This window comes from Vannielia litorea (genome assembly GCF_900142295.1).
In the GTDB taxonomy this organism is placed as follows: Bacteria; Pseudomonadota; Alphaproteobacteria; order Rhodobacterales; family Rhodobacteraceae; genus Vannielia; species Vannielia litorea.
In genome coordinates, this window is sequence record NZ_FSRL01000001.1 from 2,550,238 (window position 1) to 2,571,057 (window position 20,820).

The following is a 20,820-nucleotide window of genomic DNA, read 5'->3' on the forward strand; positions in this document are numbered from 1 at the left end:
AACAAAAAAATACTTTGTGATCTTGAAATTGTCTGTCTGGTTTGCATTTTAAGTCATAGGTGGCCACCACTTCGACGACACGGCCCCCGACCGAGGGAGGAAAATTTGCTGTTCTACATCTTTCGAAGGATCGTCTGGTCGATCCCGTTCTTTTTCGCGATCTCGCTATTCGCGTTCCTGATCATCCAGGCGCCACCCGGCGACTACCTGACAACCTATGCCGCCCGGCTTGAGGCGCAGGGACAGGTCGTCGATCAGGCCCGCCTGGAAACCCTGCGCGAGCGCTTTGCCCTGGGAGAGCCGGTGCTGGTACAGTATTTCAATTGGATCAGCGGCATCGTCCTGCGCGGAGATTTCGGCATCTCCTTTGAATTTCAACAGCCTGTCTCGGAAATGATTGGCCAGCGCATGGCGCTGTCCGTGGTTCTGGCCACGTCGACGCTGTTTTTCACCTGGGCGCTGGCCCTGCCCATCGGCATCTATTCCGCGGTGCGCCAATACACCGCCGGCGACTATTTCTTCAGCGTAATGGGCTTCATCGGCCTTGCGACGCCGAACTTCCTGATCGCGCTGGTGTTGATGTACTATGGCACGGTTCACCTGGGCGCGGATGTGACCGGGCTTTTTTCGCCGGAATATGCAAATGCGCCGTGGAGCTTTGCCAAGTTCGTCGACCTGTTGAAGCACCTTGTCATCCCGGTGGTCATTGTCGGCACGGCATCCACCGCAAGCCTGATCCGGGTGATGCGTGCCAACCTGCTGGATGAATTGTTCAAACCCTACGTGGTGACGGCACGGGCCAAGGGGCTGTCCGAGTTCCGCCTGCTGATGAAATACCCGGTGCGGATCGCGCTGAACCCCTTCATCTCAACCTTGGGTTGGGCCTTTCCTCAGATCGTGTCCGGGTCGACCATCGTTGCGGTGGTGCTTTCGCTGCCAACGGCCGACCCGCTGATGCTGGATTCGCTGCTGTCGCAGGACATGTACCTGGCCGGGGCCTTCATCCTTCTGCTCAGCGTGCTGTCGATTGTCGGCATGTTGGTGTCCGACATCCTTCTGGCGCTGATCGATCCGCGCATCCGCTATACGTAGGAGACCCCGCAGATGGAATTGCAACAAACCGCCACCCCGCAGGATCCGCGCAGCCAGGACGGCATTGCCGAAGCATCGCAAGCGCGGCTGATCTGGGACAAGTTCCGCAGGCACAAGGTCGCGCTGGTCAGCTTGTACATCGTTGCCGCTTTTTATGTCGTGGCGCTTTTTGCCGAGTTTTTTCAGCCGTTCGATCCCACCCTGACCTCGCGGTCGCAGGTCTATCACCCGCCGCAAGTCCTGCATTTCACCTATGTGGACGCCACCGGTAGCCGGGTCTTTGCCCCGCATGTCCTCAAACAGAAACTGACGCGCGACAAGCTGACCCTGAAGGCCTCCTATGAGACGTTGGAACACGAACGAGTGTTCCTGCGGCTGTTCCCCAAGGTGGACAGCTACAAGCTGGCCGGTTTCATCCCCGCCAATCGCAAGCTGTTCGGCCCTGTCGACCCGGGCGAACGGGTGTTTCTCTTTGGGTCCGATCGGCTGGGCCGTGACATGTTCAGCCGAGTCGTGGCAGGCACGCGGATTTCCATGTCCATCGGGCTTGTCGGTGTCGGCATGAGCCTTGTGCTGGGTCTGATCATCGGCGGCGCGGCAGGATACTTCGGCGGTTGGTTCGATACCGTGTCATCGCGCGTGATCGAGCTGATGCTGTCGATCCCGACAATCCCGATCTGGCTAGGTCTTAGCGCGGCGCTGCCGCCGTCACTGGACCCGATGACACGGTACTTCATGATAACGGTGATCCTGTCGCTGATCGGCTGGACAGAACTGGCGCGCGTGGTCCGGGGCCGCTTCATGGCGATGCGAACCGAGGATTTCGTAACCGCTGCGCGACTGGATGGCGCTTCACCGCGCCGGGTAATCTTTCGCCACATGATGCCGTCTCTGGTCAGCCATATCATCGCCTCGGTCTCGCTGGCCATTCCGGTGATGATCCTTGCGGAAACATCGCTGTCGTTCCTGGGCCTTGGCCTGATGCCGCCGTCGATTTCCTGGGGCGTGCTGCTGAAAGAAGCGCAGAACATCCGGTCCATCGCCCAGGCCGAATGGCTTTTCATTCCCGGTGGCTTCGTGATCGTCGCAGTGCTGGCACTGAACTTCCTTGGTGACGGGCTGCGCGACGCGGCCGACCCCTATTCACAACATGGCGCATGAGAGGACCGGACATGACAAAGACCCCTGAAACCGAACAGAAGCCCCTTTTGTCGATCCGGAACCTGACCACGGCCTTTGCCACGCGCCATGGTGATTTCAACGCCGTTGACGATGTGTCGCTGGACCTGTTCGCGGGCAAGACCCTGTGTCTGGTGGGTGAAAGCGGCAGCGGAAAAAGCGTGCTGTCCCGTACGCTTTTGCGGATCGAGCAGCCGGGGCTGATCCGATCGGGCCAGATCATCCTGCACCCGTCCGAAAGCGACGCGCGGCGGGTGCGGCCCGGCACCATCGACCTGGCCACGCTGGATGTCAAGGGCAAGACGATCCGCGCCATCCGGGGCCGCGACATCGCCATGATCTTTCAGGAACCGATGTCATCGCTGTCGCCGGTTCATCGGATAGGCAGCCAGATCACTGAGTCCATCCGCCTGCATGAAAAAATCAGCAAGGCTGATGCCCGCGACAAAGCGATCGACCTGCTACGGCAGGTCGAGATCGCGGCGCCGGAGGTGGCCATCGACAAGTACCCGTTCGAGTTTTCGGGCGGTATGCGCCAGAGGGCGATGATCGCGCTGGCGCTGGCCTGCAATCCGGAAATCCTGGTGGCGGATGAGCCGACGACCGCGCTGGATGTGACCATTCAGGCCGAGATCCTCGATCTCTTGAAGGATCTTCAACTCCGCCACCAGATGGCCATGCTGTTCATCACCCATGACATGGGCGTGGTGGCACAGATCGCCGACCAGGTCGCCGTCATGCGCCACGGCAAGGTGATCGAGGAAAACGATGTCTTCACCCTGTTTCGCGAACCCCAGCACAGCTATACCAAGACCCTGCTCAAGGCGGCGCAATCGTCGGACACGCCGTCGGACCGGCGAACGGCGATGCGTGAACGCCGCCCCATCGGGCAGCCAATCCTGCGCACTGTTGGGCTGGGCAAGAAGTTTCCGCTCAGCAGCAAGGGCATCTTCAAGAAAGAGGTCACCTGGCTGCATGCGGTCAAGAACGTGTCCTTTGACCTGCACGCGGGCGAAAACATCGGCATTGTCGGGGAAAGCGGGTCAGGCAAGACGACGCTGGCGCGTTGCATCCAGCGGATCCTGACGGCGCAGGACGGCCAGATCCTGCTGAAGGACACGGGCGGGCGCGAAACCGACCTTGTCGGGCTGGATGACAAGGCGTTGACGCCGCATTGGCGCGACATGCGGATGATCTTTCAGGATCCCTTTGCCTCGCTCAACCCGCGGATGACCATTTTCCAGATCATCGCCGAACCTCTGCTTCTCTCCGGCATGACCTCGGCTCAGAATCGCAAGCAGCGGGTGGAGGAGTTGCTTGACCTGGTGGGCCTGCCGAAATCCGCGGGCGAACGCTATCCGCATGCGTTTTCTGGCGGGCAGCGTCAGCGGGTGTCCATCGCCCGGGCCATCGCGCCCAAACCCCGCATCATCATCGCGGACGAGGCAACCTCGGCACTGGATGTCAGCATCCGGTCGCGGATCATGGACCTGTTGCTTGATCTTCAGGAACAGCTGGACCTGAGCTACCTGTTCATCAGCCATGATGTCGGGCTAGTGCGCTATTTCTGTGACCGGGTGCTTGTCATGTACAAGGGCGAAGTGGTGGAGTTTGGCGAGACCGAACAGGTCTGCACCGCCCCCCACCACCGGTATACCCAGTCGCTGTTGTCGGCGGTGCCCATCGCCGACCCCACGCGGCGCGATGACAAGACGCGCTTTCGCTATCACGCGCCCGCGTAACGCCCCCCCCTGCCCCTAAAACCTGTCCAGGTTCCGACCGCCCCTCCGGCGGCCGGGATCGGCGTTCCTGTCTCCTACTCGAGGTTTCCAATGACGTCCCTCCGCTATCTGAAATGGCCCCTGATCGTGACATTCGCCGGGCTGGCGCTTGGCGCCTGGCTTGGCTGGGCCACCACCGGCACGGTCGAAGGCATGCTGACCGTCTTCGTGATCTGCATTGTCCTGTCGGTGCTCGAAATCTCTCTGTCCTTCGACAATGCCATCGTCAACGCCAACAAGCTGAAACAGATGACCCCGATCTGGCAAAAGCGCTTTCTGACCTGGGGGATCCTGATTGCCGTTTTCGGCATGCGCGTCATCTTTCCGCTGGCCATCGTCGCCATTGCCGCGCGGATCGGGCCCATCGAGGCGGTGAAACTGGCCATCGCCGAGCCCGACCAATATGCCGCGATCATGCATGATGCGCACCTTGGCATTGCGGCCTTTGGCGGCACATTCCTGATGATGGTGGCGCTGTCGTTCTTTTTCGACGAGCACAAGGAAATCCACTGGGTCCGAATGGTCGAATCCCGCGTCAGCCGGTTCGCCGCAATTCGCGGGGTCGAGATCGCCTTTGTCCTCACCCTGGCGCTGTTCTTTGCCGCCTTCCTCGATGGCGATGCAAGGGCGACCTTCATCAGCGCGGCTCTATACGGATTGCTGACCTATCTGGTGGTCGACGTCATGGGCAATCTTCTGGACCGCGCCGAGGAAACCATGAGCGACGCCGCTCGCGGCGGGTTGGGCGCGTTCTTGTACCTCGAAGTGCTGGACGCGAGCTTTTCCTTTGACGGCGTGATCGGTGCCTTCGCCTTGACCCAGAACCTCTTCGTGATCGCCATCGGGCTGGGGATCGGCGCGATGTATGTGCGGTCCATGACCATCATGCTGGTCGAACGCGGCACCCTGACGGAGTACAAGTTCCTCGAACACGGTGCTTTTTACGCAATCCTGATCCTGTCGGTGATCATGTATGCGCAGGCGATTGTCCACGTGCCCGAGCTGCTGACCGGGTTGGGTGGCGCGACGATCATCGGCGTGGCCTTCTGGTCGTCCGTCCGACATGCCCGGGCGGCGGCCCCGGTCGCGGAATAGGCAATGAAAAACGGCGCGGCCATGTTGGCCGCGCCATTAACCTTCTCATGTGCTGTGGATCATTCGCCGCCGGCAATCGCCTTGAGACGCGCCATGACCTCTTCGCGGACAAGATCGGTGCCAAGCTCCTGCCACACCGGCTGCATCGCTTCGATCCAGGCGGCGCGTTGGTCATCCGTCAGATCATGCACCTGCACGCCCTCGCCGGCCATGAACTCCAGATCGCCATTGTTGAGGCTGCTGGCCTGGCCCATGTTCCAATCCGTCGCCACCCGCAGCGCGGCCTCGATTTCAGGCTTCACATCGGCAGGCAGGCTGTCCCACCACATCTTGTTGGCCCCCACCAGATAAAAGGAACACTGGTGATCGGTCTTGGTGATGTGATCGACGAACTGATAGGTCGACGACCCGCGCCAGGAATTCGGCGTCACTTCGGCGGCGTCAATCACCCCCTGTTGCAGCGCCGTCGGGCTTTCGGACCAGTTGATGCCCACCGGGCTGGCGTGCACGGCCTCCCATGTCTTGACAAAAATCGGCGCCGATTGCACCCGCACCTTCAGCCCCTCGGCATCCGTCGGCAGCAGGATCGGCGCCTGCGCCTTTTACCCGAGATCGCGCGGGCCGTTCATCCAGACGGCGACAATCTCGATATTATGTTCGTTAAACCGGGGCATGATCGCCTCGCGGACCACAGGATCGGCCACCGCCGCCTGAATTTTCTCGGGCGTGTTCAACAGGAACGGCAATTGCAGCGCGCCCACATTGGCGTTAACCGAGCTGTAGACCCCGGCAGTGGGCGATATGATATGCACGCCGCCCAGTTGTCGCCCCTGGATCTGGCTTTGCTGATCGAAAAGCGTGCCACTGTGGTGCATCTCGACCCGGGCCTTGTCGCCCAGACGGCATTCCAGCTCGCTGACCAACAGGTCAAACGTCTGCCCTTTTAGGCCCTTTTCGTTGTTGTCGTTCGACATGATGATTTCGGTCTGCGCGGCGGCGCCGGTGGCGGCGGCCATTGCAAGCGCCAGGCAGCTGGCGCGAAGTGTCTTGGGAAACATGAGGTCTCCTCTCCTGGTTTTGGTGTGTGGGGTCGTGGTCAATGCATCAGTCCCGAAAGGAACATCGACAGCGGTGGGAAATAGGTGACGAACAGCAGGGTGACGATCGTGGCCACCATTCAGGGCAGCGTGGCCTGAAAGACCTTGATCACCGGCATGCCCGTGATCGAGCTGGCGACAAAGAGGTTGATGCCGACCGGCGGGGTGATCAGGCCAAGCTCGATGTTCACCACCATGATGATCGCGAAATGCACCGGGTCGATGCCAAGCTTTTCGGCGGCGGGCACAAGCAGCGGCGCAAAGATCAGAATGGTTGGCACACCCTCAAGAAAGAACCCGATGATCACCAGAAGGATGTTGACGCAAAGCAGGAACACGATGGGCGACAGGTTCAGATCGACAACCAACTGGGCCATCGCGGCGGGCACGCCGATCTTGGTCAAAAAGAAACCGAACAGCAGCGCATTCGCGGTGATCCAGAACACCATGCCCACCTTGGGCCCGGTCTCGGCGGTGAGGGCCACCAGGTCGCGGAACGTCAACTCGCGGTAGATGAAGAAGCCGATCACCATCGCCAGCACGGCAGAGACCGCCGCAGCCTCGGTCGGGGTAAAGATCGCCCCGCCGTCATTGTACCACCCGAAAAGCGTGAACTCCGGGAAACCATAGATGCCGACGACGATGAAAACGGGCAGCGACAGGGCCGGAAGGCCGACCTTCAGCGCCTGACCCAACTCGCCGCGTGTGGCCTTGGGTTGAACGGCGATGCCTTCGCGCACGGCCAGGATCCGCGCCGTCACCATCAGCATCGCGCCATAGAACAACCCGGGAAGGATACCCGCCATGAACAGCGCCGGGATCGAGGTTTCGGTGACAAAACCATACAGGATCAACGGGATCGACGGCGGAATAAGGATGCCGATGGCGCCGGATGTGGCCAGTGCCCCCACCGCATAGCGCGAGGAATAGCCCTCTTTCATCAGCGACGGATAGAGGATGTTGCCCACCGCCGCGACGGTTGCCGGGCTCGACCCGGAAATGGCGGCAAAGAAGATGCAGGTCAGCACGGTTGTCATGCCAAGCCCGGCTCGAAGATGCCCGACAAAGGCCTGCGCCAGCCCGGCCTCAAGCCAGTGAATGCCGGTATTGAACGCATAGCGCAAAACAACCTGGGAAAACGCCATGACCAGAGCGGCCAGCGTCAACACAACAATCAGGGCTTTCTCGTAGGTGGACAGAAGCCTGTCCAGTAATTGTATCATGCGGAGCCTCCCTGGCGCATGACCGCCTTTGGCGGATCAATCTTGATGGCTGAGCATCGGCTTGCCCGAGAAGGGCTGCGTGACTTTCAGGATCGAGGACATTTCCGCCTCGGTGATGAAAAGATCGCGGTTGTCCGGGCCGCCGAACGCCATGTTCGCGGTCAAAATCCCCTCGGGCGACCGAATGCGGTACATTGGTTCCCCCAGCCGTGACATCACCCAGACGGTGCCAATACCCATGTGACCGATCACCAGTTCGCCCCCCTCCCTGAGCGCCAGACCGCCGGGCTCCGCCATTCCGCCGGAAAGCTGCATGAAGGTGCCTGTCTTTGCGACGGTCCGGCCACCCGGGAGGAACCGCACCCGCCACACGGCATTCATCCGTGTGACGGCGAGATAAAGTTGATTTTCATGCTCATTCAGAACCAAACTATTGGGGCTGGGAATATTGTCGATCAGGCAGTCCAGATCGCCGTCCGCGCTGAGCCGGAACAGCCGACCATAAGGCGCATGCAGCCCGCTTTGCCCCTGATCGGTGAAATAGAGGCCCCCGTTGGCGGCAAAATGCAGATCGTTCAGCCCGTGGAACCGCTCCAGCCCCGGGCGGGTCAGAAAGGGCTCGACCTTGCCCGACACCGGGTCCATCACCATGATTCCCCGGGCGTGATCGGCGATGAAAATGCGACCGTCCTTGTGAATTTTAAGGCCGTTCGGTTCTCCATCATAGGTGGCCGCGACGGTGAATTCCCCCGCAGGATCGCATTTCAGGATGCGCCCGTGGCAGATATCGACGCGCTAAAGATGGAAAAGGGATCAAAACGTCACAAGAACAAGGAGTTACCTGCTACCTCGGCGGCGTCCTGCCGCGGTGTCTTTCGCCCCAGCGTCCGGTTCAGGATCGCGGCGAGAACGCCGCCCTGCTGCAAGACAGCAACCTCCTGCCCTGTTTGCACATCGGCACGGCAGGTGATCGGGGTCCGCGATCCATCGGCCCTTTCCCAGCCAAGCGTTACATCCCGGTTCGGCGCCAGGTCGGCGGATGGCAGGTCGATATGAAACCGGTCGGACGCCGTGACACCCGCTTTTGCCGGGATGAAACCATCGGTGATGACCAGCGGCACCACACCCATGCCAATCAGGTTCTGGCGGTGGATGCGTTCGAAACTGCGCGCGATAACGGCTTTCGCCCCAAGAAGCGCCACCCCCTTGGCAGCCCAATCGCGGCTGGACCCCATGCCATAACGCTCGCCCGCCAGCACGACTACCGGTGTTCCGGCCGCCTGCATTTGCTCCGCAGCCTTGTAGACAGGCAACTGCATCCCGTCCTCCAGCACGGTCCAGGCCGGAACCAAGTCCCGGGCCAGAAAATTCCGCGCCAACCGGTTGGTGAAGAGCCCGCGCAACATGACCTCCCAATTGCCGCGATAAGAGGCGTAGACGTTCAGATCCTCTGGCGTGCCGCCCCGGTCGATCAACCATTTGCCCGCTTCGCTGTCCGGCGCGATCCACCCGGCGGGCGAGATGTGATCGGTTGTCATGTCGTCGCCCAGCACCAGCAAGGGCGCTGCGTGATAGGTGCCCAGGCGGCTGGTTTCCGACAAGGAAGCGAACTTGGGTCGGCGCAGGTTGCGCGATTTCGGGTCCCAGGCGAATTGCGGCGTCGCGGGACAGTCGATGGCCTGCCACTCCGGATTTTCGGACGCCTGGTAAAAGGCGCGGGAAATGTCTTTGGACCGGTAGCCAAGCGCCAACGCGGCGCTGACCTCCTCGGCATCGGGCCAAAGGTCGGACATAAAGACCGCGGCGCCGTCAGGGTCCGTACCGACGGGATCGGTCAGTATGTCGCCGTCGATCACGCCCCGGATCGCATAGGCCACCACCAGCGGCGGCGAGGCCAGGTATCCAAGGTCGAGCTTCGGATGCACCCGGCCCGGAAAGTTCCGGTTACCCGACAACACGGCGCAAATGGCCTTGCCCTGCTGCAACGCGGTCTCAATCACCGGCGGCAGAGGCCCGGAATTCCCGATGCAGGTGGTACAGCCGAACCCCACAATATCAAAGCCCAGCGCCGACAGATCCTCGGTCAGGCCTGCGCGGTCCAGGTAATCCCGGGCCGAGGGTGAGCCCGGCGCCAGTGAGGTCTTGACCCAACGCGGCACCTGCAAGCCGCGCTGCCGCGCCTTTCGCGCCAGAAGCCCGGCGGTGATCAGCAAACGCGGGTCAGAGGTGTTGGTGCAACTGGTAATCGCCGCCACTCCGACCGCGCCATCGGGCACATCCTCCTTTGCAGACAGGACAAGCGGCCGGTCAATGGCGGCTTCGACGCACGCGCGGGCCTCACCGGGTGCGCACCGGTCCTGCGGGCGGCGCGGGCCTGCCAACAAGGGGCGCAAGATGGACAGGTCAATGGTCAGGCCCGCATCAAAATGCGGCTGCTCGGCGGGATCGAACCAGAGGCCCATGCGGCGAAACACCGGCCCGATCAGGCGGGTCAAGCGTTCGGGCCGTCCGGTGGCCGCCAGGTAATCAACCGTGGATGCGTCGACTGGAAAGAACCCGGTCGAGGCGCCATATTCCGGCGCCATATTGGCAATCACCGCGCGATCGCCCGCCGACAGCCCAACAACCCCAGGCCCGAAGAACTCAACAAAGGCCCCGGTCACATCCAGCGCGCGCAGTTGATGCGTCACCTCCAACGCCAGATCGGTGGACAGCGTACCGGGCGGCAAGCTCCCCTCCAGCCGCACCCCGATCACCCGCGGCATGGCCAGCGTGGCGGGCTGGCCAAACATCACGCTTTCGGCCTCCAACCCGCCAATGCCCCAGCCCAGCACCCCGATCCCGTTGATCATCGGCGTATGACTGTCGGTGCCCAGCAACATGTCGGGATGGGCAAAGCCGTCGTCACGCAGTTCCAGCACTGTCGCCAGTTGCTCAAGGTTGATCGTATGCATGATGCCGGTGCCCGGCGGGTTCACATGCACACCCTTCAGATTGGCCGACGCCCATTTCAAAAAGGCATAGCGTTCGCGGTTGCGCGCGATCTCACGCGCGCCGTTGCGGAGGGCGGCCTGTGGATTGGCATAGACATCCACCGCCAGGGAATGGTCGACTGAGACCTCGACCGGCAATTGCGGGGTCAGGTCTTCGGGGGTGCCGCCCGCCTCGGCCACCGCATCGCGCAGCCCGGCAATATCGGCAATCGCCGGGGTACAGGTGGTGTCATGCATCAGGATGCGGTTGGGCCGGAATGAGAACTCGAAATGGGTTGTCCGCCCTTCCAGCCAATCATCCAGCGCCGCCAGTAAGGGGGCGGGGGCGCCGGTGTCACGCAGGTGGTTTTCGCTCAGCAACCGCAGCACATGAGGCAGGCGCGGCAACCGCGCGCCCAGCACATTGGCCAGATCGGTGAACTGCACGTCGCGGCCATCGGGCCGGACACGGGTGAGACGGGTCATCTAGGCCTCTTTGACAAAGTTGCGACAAGGGCCGGTGCGGCAAAAAGCGCGAACAGGACCCTCAGGATGTGGTGGCACACGACAAAGGCCACCTCGCGCCCCATCGTTAGGGCGATCAGCGACATCTCGGCCAGACCGCCGGGCGCAAATGCGAGCAAAAGTGCAAGCCCGTCCCAGGTGCCCTGCGCCGACAACACGATCGCCGCCGCCAGCGCAAGGCCGATCTGCACCGCAACCACGGCCACCGCCGATAGGGCAAAGCCCGCCAACGCCCGGATCGACACGCCCAGAAAGCGGGCGCCGACGTTGATGCCGATCATCACTTGGATGACGACCGACACCTCGGGCGGCACCTCGAACGCCGAAATCCGGCCCAGGTGCAGCGCCGCGCTAACCGCCATCGGGACGAGGATCAGCGCCGCCGGAATGCGGGTCCAGCGGTCGGCGACAAGGCCTGCGACGATACAGGCGGCAAACCAGCCCCAATCGGCGACAGCCATCGAATGGCGTACCGAAGTGGCGGTGTTTTCGACGGTGATGCCAAAGGTCAGACCGGCCAGTAACGGGATGATCAGGACCGACAGTGCGATGCGCAGGGCTTGGACGATGGCCACCCGGCGCTGATCAGCGCCGGCTTGGTCGCCCAACAGGATCATCTCGGATATGCCGCCGGGCATGGAACACAACAGCGCGTCGATCGGGGGAAAGCTGAAGAGCCGCCGCAAACCGGCATAGTTGATCGCCCCACCAAGGATCAGAAGCCCAAACATCACCAGCAAAGACGGCCACCAGGCGGCGGCCAGCCCGACGATACCGGGCGGGATTGCGGCACCCAGCATGGTGCCCACCGCCGACTTGACGACGGGAAGCGCCGCCGTCGGCTGCACCACCGGCGCGCGCAAGAGCGACGCTCCGGATATCAAGAGCATCGCGCCCACCAGCCAGCCCAGCGGAACCCCCGTCACCGAAACGCCCCAGCCCGCAACGAAGGCCGCCAACAGCGTCAGGAGGGCAAGGCAAAGCGCACGGAACTCCGACATTCAGGCCTCAGATCCGGCCAAACGTCGCGTCCAGCTCGGCCACCTCCTCCGGGGTCAGCAACCGGCTGTTCATCCCGCGCAGGGCCACGATCAGGCGCGCGGTTTCCTCCAGCTCTTCAGCGGCGGCAACAGCCGAGAACAGGGTCTTGCCACTGACCACCGGCCCGTGGTTGGCCAGCAGAACGGCGGCATGCCTGCCCTGCAGGTCGCGGATCATCTCGCCCATGCGCGGATCGCCCGGCTTGACATAAGGTACCCGCTTCACCTTGCCCACGCGCATCACCACATACGGCGTCAACGGTGGCACGCAGTTATCCGGGTCGATGTCTGCCAAGCAGGACAGCGCCGTTGCCCAAGTGGAATGCAGGTGCACCACAGCCCCGGCCTCGGGCCGGGTGTCGTAAAAAGCCTGATGAAGGAACACTTCCTTGCTGGGCCTGTCGCCCGCCACATGGGTACCATCGGCATCGATCCTGGAAATCCGGTCCGGGTCGAGATCACCCAGCCGTACATTGGTGGGCGTCATCAGGATGCCGTCCGTCAGCCGGATCGAGACATTGCCCGCCGTGCCCACGGAAAACCCCCGCTCGAACAGCGAACGGCACAAATGCGCCATCTCGTCCCGGGCCTTGCGCTCGTCTTCCCTCATGCGCCGTGCTCCATCATGGCCAGGGCCTTGCCAAAAAAGTCCGGCGTGCCGAAATTGCCCGATTTCAACGCCAGCAGGACCGGCGCATCGCCCAGGTTGAGGATCGGCACGCCGGGGTCGATCTCGGGACCGATCCCCATGGCGTCGACCGACAGCGTGTCACAGACCGCCTGGGCCACCGCGCCCGATGTTTCGCCGCCCGCCACGACGAGCCGCCGATACCCTTGTGCAATCAACGCGCGCGCGGTATCTGCAAAAAGCGCGTCGAGCCGGGCCGAGACCGCCTCGCGGCCGAACTCCGATTGCATCGTCCCGACCTGTTCGGGCGTGCCTGAGGAATAGACCAGCGGCGCCTGACCCGCATGTTCTGTCACGAAGCGCACGACATCCTCGACGGTGACCGCGCCCGCCATGACACCCGCCACGTCGATGGCCAGCGTCGGATGGCGCGCCGCGTGATGCGCCACCTGTCCGCGCGTCGCGCCGGAACAGGACCCGGCCAGGATCGCCGCAGCCCCCTTGACCGGGGCAAAGGGTGTCTTGCCGCCCTGTGTCCGGCCCGCGCGGATGAAGTTGCGCGGCAGTCCCAGCGCAATGCCCGATCCACCGGTGACAAGCGCCGCGCCGTCAACCGCCTCCCCAATGGTCAAAAGGGCATCGTCGGATATGGCGTCGACCACCGCAAAGCTGTGGGACATGTCGCTAAGCGCCTTGCGCAGCGCGCTTGCGCCCGCTCCCACCACTGGATGCGGCACAAGGCCAACCCCGGCAGAGGTCTGGGCCGACAGCACCCGCCGCAGGTCCGGGTCGGTCATCGGTGTCAGCGGGTGGTTCTGCATTCCCGATTCATTCAGCAGCCGGTCAAAGACAAACAGGTGCCCTTGGTAGACCGTCCGCCCCGCCGTCGGAAACGCCGGGCAGACCACGACGCCCCGGCAATCCAGCGCGCGCGCCAGCGCTTCGGCCACCGGGCCGATATTGCCATCATCGGTGGAGTCAAAGGTCGAGCAATACTTGAACACGATTTGCTCGCAGCCCTGAGCGGTCAGCCAGTCCAGCGCAGCCAGCGATTGGGTCACCGCCTCTTCCACTGGCGCCGAGCGGCTTTTGAGCGATATCACCCCAGCCTCGATTCCCGGCGCGGCGGAGCCGGTCGGCACGCCGGCATATTGTGCGGTGCGCAGCCCACCTTCGGGCGCGTGCCCCTTGGCTAGGGTGTTTGCAATGTCGCTGCCGCCGGTGAAGTCATCTGCGATCACGCCAATCAACATGCGGATTGTCCCTTCGAATTTGCGGTCATAAGCACCCGCTTGAGTTTGTCTATCGCCGCATCCGGGCTGGTCAGCACCGGGATGTCGGCCTGCGCACGCGCCATGTTCGCGGCGCGGCTCATCGAGAAATGGGCCAGCATGATGGCATCCACCCCGGCCACCTCCGCCGCGGCCTCGGCGATCAGCCGGTCATGGGTGGCAGCGTCGCCCGATTTCAAAGCGTCCAGCGCATCGGCCACGAAGATCGAACGGAGCGTGACGTTCGCCTGTATCCGCAGCGCGGCATCGCTGAACTCCTGCTCCATCCCGGCCACCGCAGGCGGGAAGGTATAAAGCATCGCAATCCGCCCGCCGGCCCCAAGCGCCGCGTCGAACATTGCCTCGTTGGGTTTCAGAACCGGAAGGTCCAGCCGCGCCGCCGCCGTTTCGATGCCGGTGCCGAAGGCGGAACAGGTATAGAGGATCGCGTCGGGGGCCAGCCCCATGGCGTAATCGGCCAGCGCGTTGATGCGCTGGTCCAGCACCTCCGCGGAAACCCGCCCCGATGCGGCATCGGACGACAGCCCTTCTTCGAGGATCGACAGGGTTTCAACCTCGGGCCAGGCCCGGGCAAAGCCAGCCTCGATCGGGGCCATCGCGACGCGCGTGGCGTGGATCAGAACGATACGTGTCATGCGCCTGTCCCGGCAGAAGTGTCAGAAAGGCGGCGGACAGAAGGGAGGCCCTGCCCGCCGGTTGCGCCAAATCAGGCCGGGACCTTGCCCGCGACCGCATCGGCCACAAAGGCCCCGAACTGATCGGTATTGACCGATCCACCCAGATCTCGCGTGCGCTGGGCTGGATCGTCGATCACCCGGTCCACCGCTTCCGTGATCGCGGCACCGGCATCCATCAGCTTCTGCACGCCCCGCTGTTCGCCCAGCCAGGACAGCATCATCGCCGCCGAGAGAATCAGCGAGGTCGGATTGGCCACATTCTGACCTTGGATGTCCGGCGCTGAACCGTGCTGCGCCTGGGCACAGACCAGCCCGGTTTCGGCATTGGCATTGATCGACCCGGCAAGGCCGAGCGAGCCCGACAATTCGGAGGCCAGATCAGACAGGATGTCGCCATAGAAGTTGGTGGCCACCACCACGTCGTATATCTCGGGCTGGCGCACCAGAAGCGCGGCGAAGGCATCGACGATCTTGTCATCGGCCTCGACCTCGGGGAACTCTTTGGCCACTTCGCGGAAGCATTCCAGGAACAGCCCGTCGGTCATCAGGAAGCTGTTGGCCTTGTGGATGGCCACCACCTTTTTCTTCCGCTGCATCGCCAGCTTGAACGCCTCGCGGCAGATCCGCATCGACCCGGCGCGCGTTATCTTGCGCACCGACAGCGCCATGTCGGGATCGGGCATCATCTCGCCCACGCCCTTGTACATGTTGCGGTCGGGATAGAAGCCTTCGGTCGCCTCGCGCATGATGACAAGGTCCATGCCCGGCGCCTTGTTGGGGATGAAATCGCGCGAGCGCGCGGGGCGCACGTTGGCATAAAGGTCCAGCCCGATGCGGAACCCGGCCGAAACGTTGCGCCCGCCCTCGACCACCGGCGGGTAATCCATGTGGCTCTGGGTGCCGAGGATCACGCCGTCAAATTCGGTGCGGGCCCGCTCCAGCACCTCGTCCCGGAGCGTGATGCCGTGGTTTTTCAAGCTGGTGAAGCCGCTTTCCGCTTCCTCGAAGGTCAGGCCCAGGTCGAAGCGCTTGTTCGCCGCTTCCACCACTTCAAGCGTGGCCGCCATGATTTCGGGTCCGATGCCGTCACACGGCAGGGTCATGATACGCATGTCTTAGTCTCCTTTAGTTGACCACCGGGGCCGGTGCTGATGGTCGGGGATCAGTCCCCGACGAATTCCTCTTCATTGCGGGCGGCTTCCATCTGGCGCTTCACCCGGCGGCCCATCAACATCGGCAGGACGAACCCGGTGATCGCGATGATCCAGAGGATGATCGCCAGGGGCGAGCCCACAAGCGTGAGCCAGTCGCCGTCCGAGATCGTCATGGCGCGGCGCAGGTTGACCTCCATCTGGTTGCCCAGAAGAATGCCGAGGATGATCGGCACCAGCGGCACGTCGAGCTTGCGCAAAAGCCAGCCGGCAAAGCCAAAGCCCACCATCAGCATCACGTCGAAGGTCGAGCCGGTGATCGAGTAGATGCCGACGAAAGAGATCATCGCCACTACCGGCATCAGGATGCGGGTCGGCACCATCAGCACACGGGTAAAGATGCCCACCAGCGGGATGTTCATCGCGAGCAGGATGAAGTTCGCGAGGAAGAGCGCGGCGATCAAGCCCCAGACCACGTCGGGGTTCTTGGTGAACAGGAGCGGCCCGGGGGTGATGTTGAGCTGCAGAAGTACCGCCAACAGCACTGCGGTCGTGCCTGACCCCGGCACGCCGAGCGCCAGCATCGGCACCAGCGCCCCGCCAGAAGCCGCGTTGTTGCCCGCCTCGGGCGCGGCCACGCCACGCGGATCGCCTTTGCCGAAGGTCTTGCCTTCACGGTCCACGGTCTGTTTTTCCAGCGAATAGGCGAGGAACGAGCCAAGCGATGCACCTGCTCCCGGCAGCACGCCAGCAAAAAAGCCCAGACCGGTGCCGCGCGCCATCGAAGGAATGCAGCGCTTGATCATCGCGAAGTCGGGCATGATCCTGCCGACCTTGGGCGCGTTGCCGCTGGCCGCCGAACCGCCGCGGTGGTGTTCGAGGAAGATGAAGACTTCGGACAGGGCGAAGAGGCCGACGATGGCGATCAGAAAGTCGATGCCGTCATAAAGGTGGATTTGGCCGAAGGTGAAGCGCTGAGAGCCGGTCTGGCTGTCGCTGCCGATCATCGCGATGCCAAGGCCCAAGGCGGCGGCAAAGGCCGACTTTGCCTGGTTGGTCGACGAGATGCCGCCAAGCGTGGCAAATGCTACGGTGAACAGCACGAAGTATTCCGCCGGACCGAACAAAAGCGCGATCTTGACCAGCTGCGGCGCCAGCAAGACCAACCCGCAAGTCGCCACGAAGGCTCCGACAAAGGAGGCCACGCCGGAGAGCGAGAGCGCCTCGCCCGCCTTGCCCTGTTGCGCCATCGGGTAGCCGTCGAGGCAGGTCATCATTGCCGGCTCGTCGCCGGGAATGTTCAGCAAGATCGACGAGATCCGCCCGCCGTACATCGCGCCGTAGTAGACGGAGGTGAGCAGGATCAGCGAGGGCGTCGGGCCGAGGCCCAGCGAAAAGGCGATGGGGATCAGGATCGCCACGCCATTGGCGGGGCCAAGCCCGGGCAATGCGCCCATCAGCGTGCCGAGAAAGCAGCCGACGACGGCGAGGAAGAGGTTCTGCGGCGTCAGTGCGACCGCGAAACCGTCAGCAAGAAGGGACAGAATTTCCATGTGTGGGCCTCAGAAACCAAGCGGGCCCTTGGCCAGTGACAGGCCGAGGATCAGGTGGAAGGTGACGTAGATGCCGACCGAGGTCGCGACGCCGGTGACCAGCGACCAGAGCGGCGCGGTGCCCAGACGCCATGTGAGATAGGCGGTGGCGAATACGGTGGCGATGACAAAGCCGACCTCGGGCAGCGCCCAGCAATAGACCAGCATCACCGCACCGGCGAAGAGAATTTCGGCCAGGTCCTTGAGGATCGGCCATTCCGGTTCGTCATCCGGACGCAGGATGAACCAGATCGAGGTCAGGCCGAGGATGATGCCCACGATGTAGGGAAAGGCCCGCGGCCCCACGACATCGACCATGAAACTGTCTTTGATGATGGAGGCGGCCCAGATGTAGAAGATGGCAAGCGCCAGCCCGAAGCCGCCGAATATACGGTCGCTCATGTTCGTCTCCGAAAAGATGTGAGGCGCAGGGACCGGCCCGCAGGGTGTGCGGGCCGGTCTTTGGCTGCGTTACTGGATGATGCCGATCTCTTTCGACAGCTTGGTCACGTCAGCGATGGTCTGCGCCACGAAGGCATGCATGTCGTCGCCGAAGTTGTTGAACGGCTCGATCGCCGCCGCTTCCAGCGCATCCTGGAAGCCTTGGTCCTCGGCCATGGTCATGATCGCGTTCTTCCAGAACTCCTTGGCCTCGTCCGAGGCACCGGCCGGCATGTAGAGCCCGCGCCAGTTGGCACCGACGACGTCATATCCCTGTTCCTTTGCGGTCGGGATGTCGGGGTAGTTCTTCAGCCGCTCGGGCGCGAGGATCGCGATGATCCGGATATCACCGGATTCCAGGAACCCCAGCATCTCCGAGAAGTCGCCCGACAGCGCCTCGACCGAGCCGGAAAGCAGGCCGGTCATCGCCTCGCCGCCGCCGTCGAAGGAGACGTATTTCAGCTGGGTGACGTCCTCGAGCCCGGCCTCCTGAGCGACCAGCATCGGCTTGATGTGGTCATAGCTGCCGACAGACGATCCGCCTGCGATGCCGACCGACCGCGGGTCTTCGAGGATCGCGTCCATCATCTGGTTCAGGGTCTGGAATTCGGAATCGGCCGGAACGGCGATGGCCCCGTACTCCGCACCGAAGGTGGCGAGGAAGTGAACGTCGTCCTGCTCGGCGTCCTCATAGATGCCTTGCGCGATCCGAGCGCTGGTCGACATCGAGGCCGCGACGATCAGGTTGTTGTCCTCGTTGCGCTCCTTGGTGACATGGGCAAAGGCCACGCCGCCGCCGCCGCCGGACATGTTGGTGACCTGCATTGCGTCGTTGATCACGCCCAGATCGAAGAGATATTTCGCGGTGGTGCGGCAGATGAAATCCCAACCGCCACCGGGGTTCGAGGGGGCGATGCATTGCGGGTTTTCGGGGGTGAAGTCCTGCGCGGTCGCGGGGATCGGCGCGAACGAGACGGCAACAAGCGCCGCGGCCGCGAAGAAGGCGAACTTGGATTGCATTTTTTGTCCTCCCAAATGCATTGGCTGGATGGTGAACCACCCGGGCACCATATTGCACTTCGTGAACTACAAATCCAATAGCCAATTTTCTGCACATCCGGAATCACCCCTCGGTCGAAAAATATTGCGATATACCAATTATTTACTGCACCACGCTCCGCCCTTGGGTCGCTCCACCCCTTGGTTGCCCCGTCGAGTCTCACCTTGATTTTCGGATTTTTAAGTCGAAAAATGCTCTTGCCCCAACCTCGCCCGGCGAATCACGGACCGGACAACTGACAAGAGCGAGAGCACCGAACATGACCAACAGCGATCTTGCGACGCGCATTTCCACCCGGCTGGCCCGGGATATCCTCACTGGTACGGTCGAGCCCGGCACCCACGTGGCAACCCAGCAAATCGCCGACCGCTACCAGGTGTCGCGCACCCCGGTGCGAGACGCGCTTGTCGCGCTGGCGGACAAGGGGCTTTTGCAGCACCGGGCCAACCGTGGCTACTTTGTCCCCGAGGACATCCCCGAAGATCTGGCGCAACAGATTGCCGCAAGGGACGCCGAAGAACCTGATGTTTATCAGACCTTTGCAGAGGATTGGCTCAAGAACCGCCTGCCCGAGATCGTGACCGAACAAAGCCTGCGCCAACGCTACGACCTGACGAAATCACGGCTCAACGACATGATGGCCCGCGCCGCCCGCGAAGGCTGGGCCGAGCGCAAGGAGGGCTATGGCTGGCGGCTTTTGCCCGTCGCCAAGACCTCGGACGCCTTTGAACAGATCTACCGCTTCCGCCTGGCCATCGAGCCCGTCGCCCTGCTGGAACCCGGCTTTCAGGTCGACCGCAAGGTGCTGGAGGAACACCGCCGGATCCAGGAGTGGATGCTTGAGGTCGATGTCACCCGCACCCCACCCGAGCAGCTTCTGGCCAATGGCGCCGCCTTTCACGAGGCGCTGATCACCATGTCCAACAATCCGTTTTTTGTCAGCGCCCTGGAGCGCGTCAACCGAATGCGCCGCCTGATGGAATACCGCGCGCGCGTCGACCAGGAACGCCTTCAGGTGCAATGCAGCGATCACCTTGAAATCATTGACCTTGTCGAACGGGGCGAGATCGTCGAAGCCTCCTACTTCATGCGCCGCCACCTCTCGGGCGCGCTCCGCAGAAAAAGCCCTGTTGCACGAAACTGGTCCGACGAAGCCAACGCAGAACGCGCCGATACCGTAAAGAATTGAGTTTCTGGGTGGATCCATGCAAACCCCCGCCAAACCGGACATTTGAGAAGGCCCTGACATGATCTCCACTGATGAGCTAAAAAGCCAATATGCACCACACGGCACGCTTCGTGTCGCGCTCAATCACGGCAACAGGATCCTTGTGGGCCGCGATGCCAATTCCGCCCCTGTCGGGATTTCCGTCGATCTTGCCCGAACGCTGGCCGACACGCTCGACCTGCCGCTTGAGTTCGTCGAATTTGACCGCGCGGTCGATGTCTCATCCAGTGCGACAGAGGATACCTGGGACGTCTGCTTTCTTGCCGTCGATCCGAAACGCGCCGAGACCATCGATTTCACCGCGCCTTACGTTCGCATCGAAGGCCGCTACCTTGCTGCGCCGAGTTGCGACGCCGCGGATGCTACGGCTTTGGTACAGAGCGGCTTGCCCGTCGGCACCGTGAAGGGATCGGCCTATACCCTGACGTTGGAACGCAAGCCGGGCGCGGAGCATTTGAAGGTATACGAAGACATCCACGCCATGCTGGCCGCCTTGGACGCTGGCGAAGTGGCCGCCGCCGCCGGCATCGGCAGCGTGATGGAGGCCGAAGGCGAGGGCAGACCGGGATCGCGCGCGCTTTCGCCGCCGTTCATGGAAATTCGGCAGGCGATGGCCATTGTCAAAGGCCGCCCGCTGGCCGCGGCACATCTGAAAGATTTTGTCGCACAACTGGCGCGCGAAGGCAAAGTCGGTGACATCCTGGAACGCCACGGCGTTGCGCGTTCTTGCGCGATGACCGTGTGACG

The 20,820-nt window shown here is 62.8% G+C and carries 17 protein-coding genes and 1 pseudogene; 6 read left to right on the forward strand and 12 right to left on the reverse strand.

Going from position 1 to position 20,820, the window contains the following annotated elements; translation table 11 throughout:
- The first annotated feature begins 105 nt into the window (after nt 1–105).
- From BUR94_RS12395 to BUR94_RS12410, 4 genes are all read left to right on the forward strand, one after another.
- Nucleotides 106–1,092 carry an ABC transporter permease gene (locus tag BUR94_RS12395; protein ID WP_074256523.1) on the forward strand — a complete coding sequence of 329 codons (987 nt, stop codon included), beginning with the start codon at nt 106–108 and terminating at the stop codon, nt 1,090–1,092.
- Nucleotides 1,093–1,104: 12 nt separating this feature from the next.
- Nucleotides 1,105–2,253 carry an ABC transporter permease gene (locus BUR94_RS12400; protein ID WP_074256524.1) on the forward strand — a complete coding sequence of 383 codons (1,149 nt, stop codon included), beginning with the start codon at nt 1,105–1,107 and terminating at the stop codon, nt 2,251–2,253.
- Nucleotides 2,254–2,264: 11 nt separating this feature from the next.
- On the forward strand, nt 2,265–4,013 hold the full coding sequence (locus BUR94_RS12405; RefSeq protein WP_074256525.1) for a dipeptide ABC transporter ATP-binding protein: 1,749 nt from the start codon (nt 2,265–2,267) through the stop codon (nt 4,011–4,013).
- 90 nt (nt 4,014–4,103) lie between these two features.
- On the forward strand, nt 4,104–5,147 hold the full coding sequence (locus BUR94_RS12410; RefSeq protein ID WP_074256526.1) for a DUF475 domain-containing protein: 1,044 nt from the start codon (nt 4,104–4,106) through the stop codon (nt 5,145–5,147).
- Nucleotides 5,148–5,206: 59 nt separating this feature from the next.
- On the opposite strand, the pseudogene BUR94_RS20930 reads toward BUR94_RS12410, so the two are convergent.
- The 12 genes and pseudogenes from BUR94_RS20930 to BUR94_RS12475 all read right to left on the reverse strand — a co-directional run bounded on the left by BUR94_RS20930 (nt 5,207) and on the right by BUR94_RS12475 (nt 18,805).
- Nucleotides 5,207–6,205 (reverse strand): annotated as a pseudogene (locus BUR94_RS20930) (TRAP transporter substrate-binding protein).
- 119 nt (nt 6,206–6,324) lie between these two features.
- Nucleotides 6,325–7,467, reverse strand: a complete 1,143-nt coding sequence (locus BUR94_RS12425) for a TRAP transporter large permease (RefSeq protein WP_074256529.1) — start codon at nt 7,465–7,467, stop codon at nt 6,325–6,327.
- Between the two features lie 36 nt (nt 7,468–7,503).
- Nucleotides 7,504–8,253 carry an SMP-30/gluconolactonase/LRE family protein gene (locus BUR94_RS12430; protein WP_084193025.1) on the reverse strand — a complete coding sequence of 250 codons (750 nt, stop codon included), beginning with the start codon at nt 8,251–8,253 and terminating at the stop codon, nt 7,504–7,506.
- A 35-nt stretch (nt 8,254–8,288) separates the two neighbouring features.
- Entirely contained in the window at nt 8,289–10,925 is a 2,637-nt protein-coding gene (gene acnA / locus BUR94_RS12435; protein ID WP_074256531.1) for an aconitate hydratase AcnA, read from the reverse strand.
- Nucleotides 10,922–11,923, reverse strand: a complete 1,002-nt coding sequence (locus tag BUR94_RS12440) for an AbrB family transcriptional regulator (protein WP_175570471.1) — start codon at nt 11,921–11,923, stop codon at nt 10,922–10,924. The genes acnA and BUR94_RS12440 overlap by 4 nt, the downstream gene beginning before the upstream one ends.
- Nucleotides 11,924–11,972: 49 nt before the next feature.
- The gene (gene otnC / locus BUR94_RS12445) at nt 11,973–12,614 is read right to left on the reverse strand and encodes a 3-oxo-tetronate 4-phosphate decarboxylase (protein WP_074256533.1); all 642 of its coding nucleotides are present in this window, start codon (nt 12,612–12,614) and stop codon (nt 11,973–11,975) included.
- The gene (gene otnK, locus BUR94_RS12450; protein WP_074256534.1) at nt 12,611–13,885 is read right to left on the reverse strand and encodes a 3-oxo-tetronate kinase; all 1,275 of its coding nucleotides are present in this window, start codon (nt 13,883–13,885) and stop codon (nt 12,611–12,613) included. The genes otnC and otnK overlap by 4 nt, the downstream gene beginning before the upstream one ends.
- On the reverse strand, nt 13,879–14,559 hold the full coding sequence (locus tag BUR94_RS12455; protein WP_074256535.1) for an aspartate/glutamate racemase family protein: 681 nt from the start codon (nt 14,557–14,559) through the stop codon (nt 13,879–13,881). Before BUR94_RS12455 ends, otnK begins: the two co-directional genes overlap by 7 nt.
- A gap of 71 nt (nt 14,560–14,630) precedes the next feature.
- Complete coding sequence (locus BUR94_RS12460) at nt 14,631–15,713, reverse strand: isocitrate/isopropylmalate dehydrogenase family protein (RefSeq protein WP_074256536.1); 1,083 nt, start codon at nt 15,711–15,713, stop codon at nt 14,631–14,633.
- Between the two features lie 50 nt (nt 15,714–15,763).
- Complete coding sequence (locus BUR94_RS12465) at nt 15,764–17,305, reverse strand: tripartite tricarboxylate transporter permease (protein WP_074256537.1); 1,542 nt, start codon at nt 17,303–17,305, stop codon at nt 15,764–15,766.
- A gap of 9 nt (nt 17,306–17,314) precedes the next feature.
- Nucleotides 17,315–17,746 carry a tripartite tricarboxylate transporter TctB family protein gene (locus tag BUR94_RS12470; RefSeq protein ID WP_074256538.1) on the reverse strand — a complete coding sequence of 144 codons (432 nt, stop codon included), beginning with the start codon at nt 17,744–17,746 and terminating at the stop codon, nt 17,315–17,317.
- A 69-nt stretch (nt 17,747–17,815) separates the two neighbouring features.
- Complete coding sequence (locus BUR94_RS12475; RefSeq protein ID WP_074256539.1) at nt 17,816–18,805, reverse strand: Bug family tripartite tricarboxylate transporter substrate binding protein; 990 nt, start codon at nt 18,803–18,805, stop codon at nt 17,816–17,818.
- A 299-nt stretch (nt 18,806–19,104) separates the two neighbouring features.
- Here BUR94_RS12475 and BUR94_RS12480 point away from each other — a divergent pair, with 299 nt between their 5' ends.
- Complete coding sequence (locus BUR94_RS12480; protein ID WP_074256540.1) at nt 19,105–20,034, forward strand: GntR family transcriptional regulator; 930 nt, start codon at nt 19,105–19,107, stop codon at nt 20,032–20,034.
- A 58-nt stretch (nt 20,035–20,092) separates the two neighbouring features.
- Complete coding sequence (locus BUR94_RS12485; protein WP_074256541.1) at nt 20,093–20,818, forward strand: transporter substrate-binding domain-containing protein; 726 nt, start codon at nt 20,093–20,095, stop codon at nt 20,816–20,818.
- Nucleotides 20,819–20,820: the final 2 nt, after the last annotated feature.

Bases quoted from the DNA above. Each gene is read 5' to 3' on its own strand.
- BUR94_RS12400 (WP_074256524.1), top strand. From the start codon at position 1,105: ATGGAATTGCAACAAACCGCCACCCCGCAGGATCCGCGCAGCCAGGAC.
- BUR94_RS12405 (WP_074256525.1), top strand. From the start codon at position 2,265: ATGACAAAGACCCCTGAAACCGAACAGAAGCCCCTTTTGTCGATCCGG.
- BUR94_RS12410 (WP_074256526.1), top strand. From the start codon at position 4,104: ATGACGTCCCTCCGCTATCTGAAATGGCCCCTGATCGTGACATTCGCC.
- BUR94_RS12425 (WP_074256529.1), bottom strand. From the start codon at position 7,467: ATGATACAATTACTGGACAGGCTTCTGTCCACCTACGAGAAAGCCCTG.
- acnA (WP_074256531.1), bottom strand. From the start codon at position 10,925: ATGACCCGTCTCACCCGTGTCCGGCCCGATGGCCGCGACGTGCAGTTC.
- otnC (WP_074256533.1), bottom strand. From the start codon at position 12,614: ATGAGGGAAGACGAGCGCAAGGCCCGGGACGAGATGGCGCATTTGTGC.
- otnK (WP_074256534.1), bottom strand. From the start codon at position 13,885: ATGTTGATTGGCGTGATCGCAGATGACTTCACCGGCGGCAGCGACATT.
- BUR94_RS12455 (WP_074256535.1), bottom strand. From the start codon at position 14,559: ATGACACGTATCGTTCTGATCCACGCCACGCGCGTCGCGATGGCCCCG.
- BUR94_RS12460 (WP_074256536.1), bottom strand. From the start codon at position 15,713: ATGCGTATCATGACCCTGCCGTGTGACGGCATCGGACCCGAAATCATG.
- BUR94_RS12465 (WP_074256537.1), bottom strand. From the start codon at position 17,305: ATGGAAATTCTGTCCCTTCTTGCTGACGGTTTCGCGGTCGCACTGACG.
- BUR94_RS12470 (WP_074256538.1), bottom strand. From the start codon at position 17,746: ATGAGCGACCGTATATTCGGCGGCTTCGGGCTGGCGCTTGCCATCTTC.
- BUR94_RS12475 (WP_074256539.1), bottom strand. From the start codon at position 18,805: ATGCAATCCAAGTTCGCCTTCTTCGCGGCCGCGGCGCTTGTTGCCGTC.
- BUR94_RS12480 (WP_074256540.1), top strand. From the start codon at position 19,105: ATGACCAACAGCGATCTTGCGACGCGCATTTCCACCCGGCTGGCCCGG.
- BUR94_RS12485 (WP_074256541.1), top strand. From the start codon at position 20,093: ATGATCTCCACTGATGAGCTAAAAAGCCAATATGCACCACACGGCACG.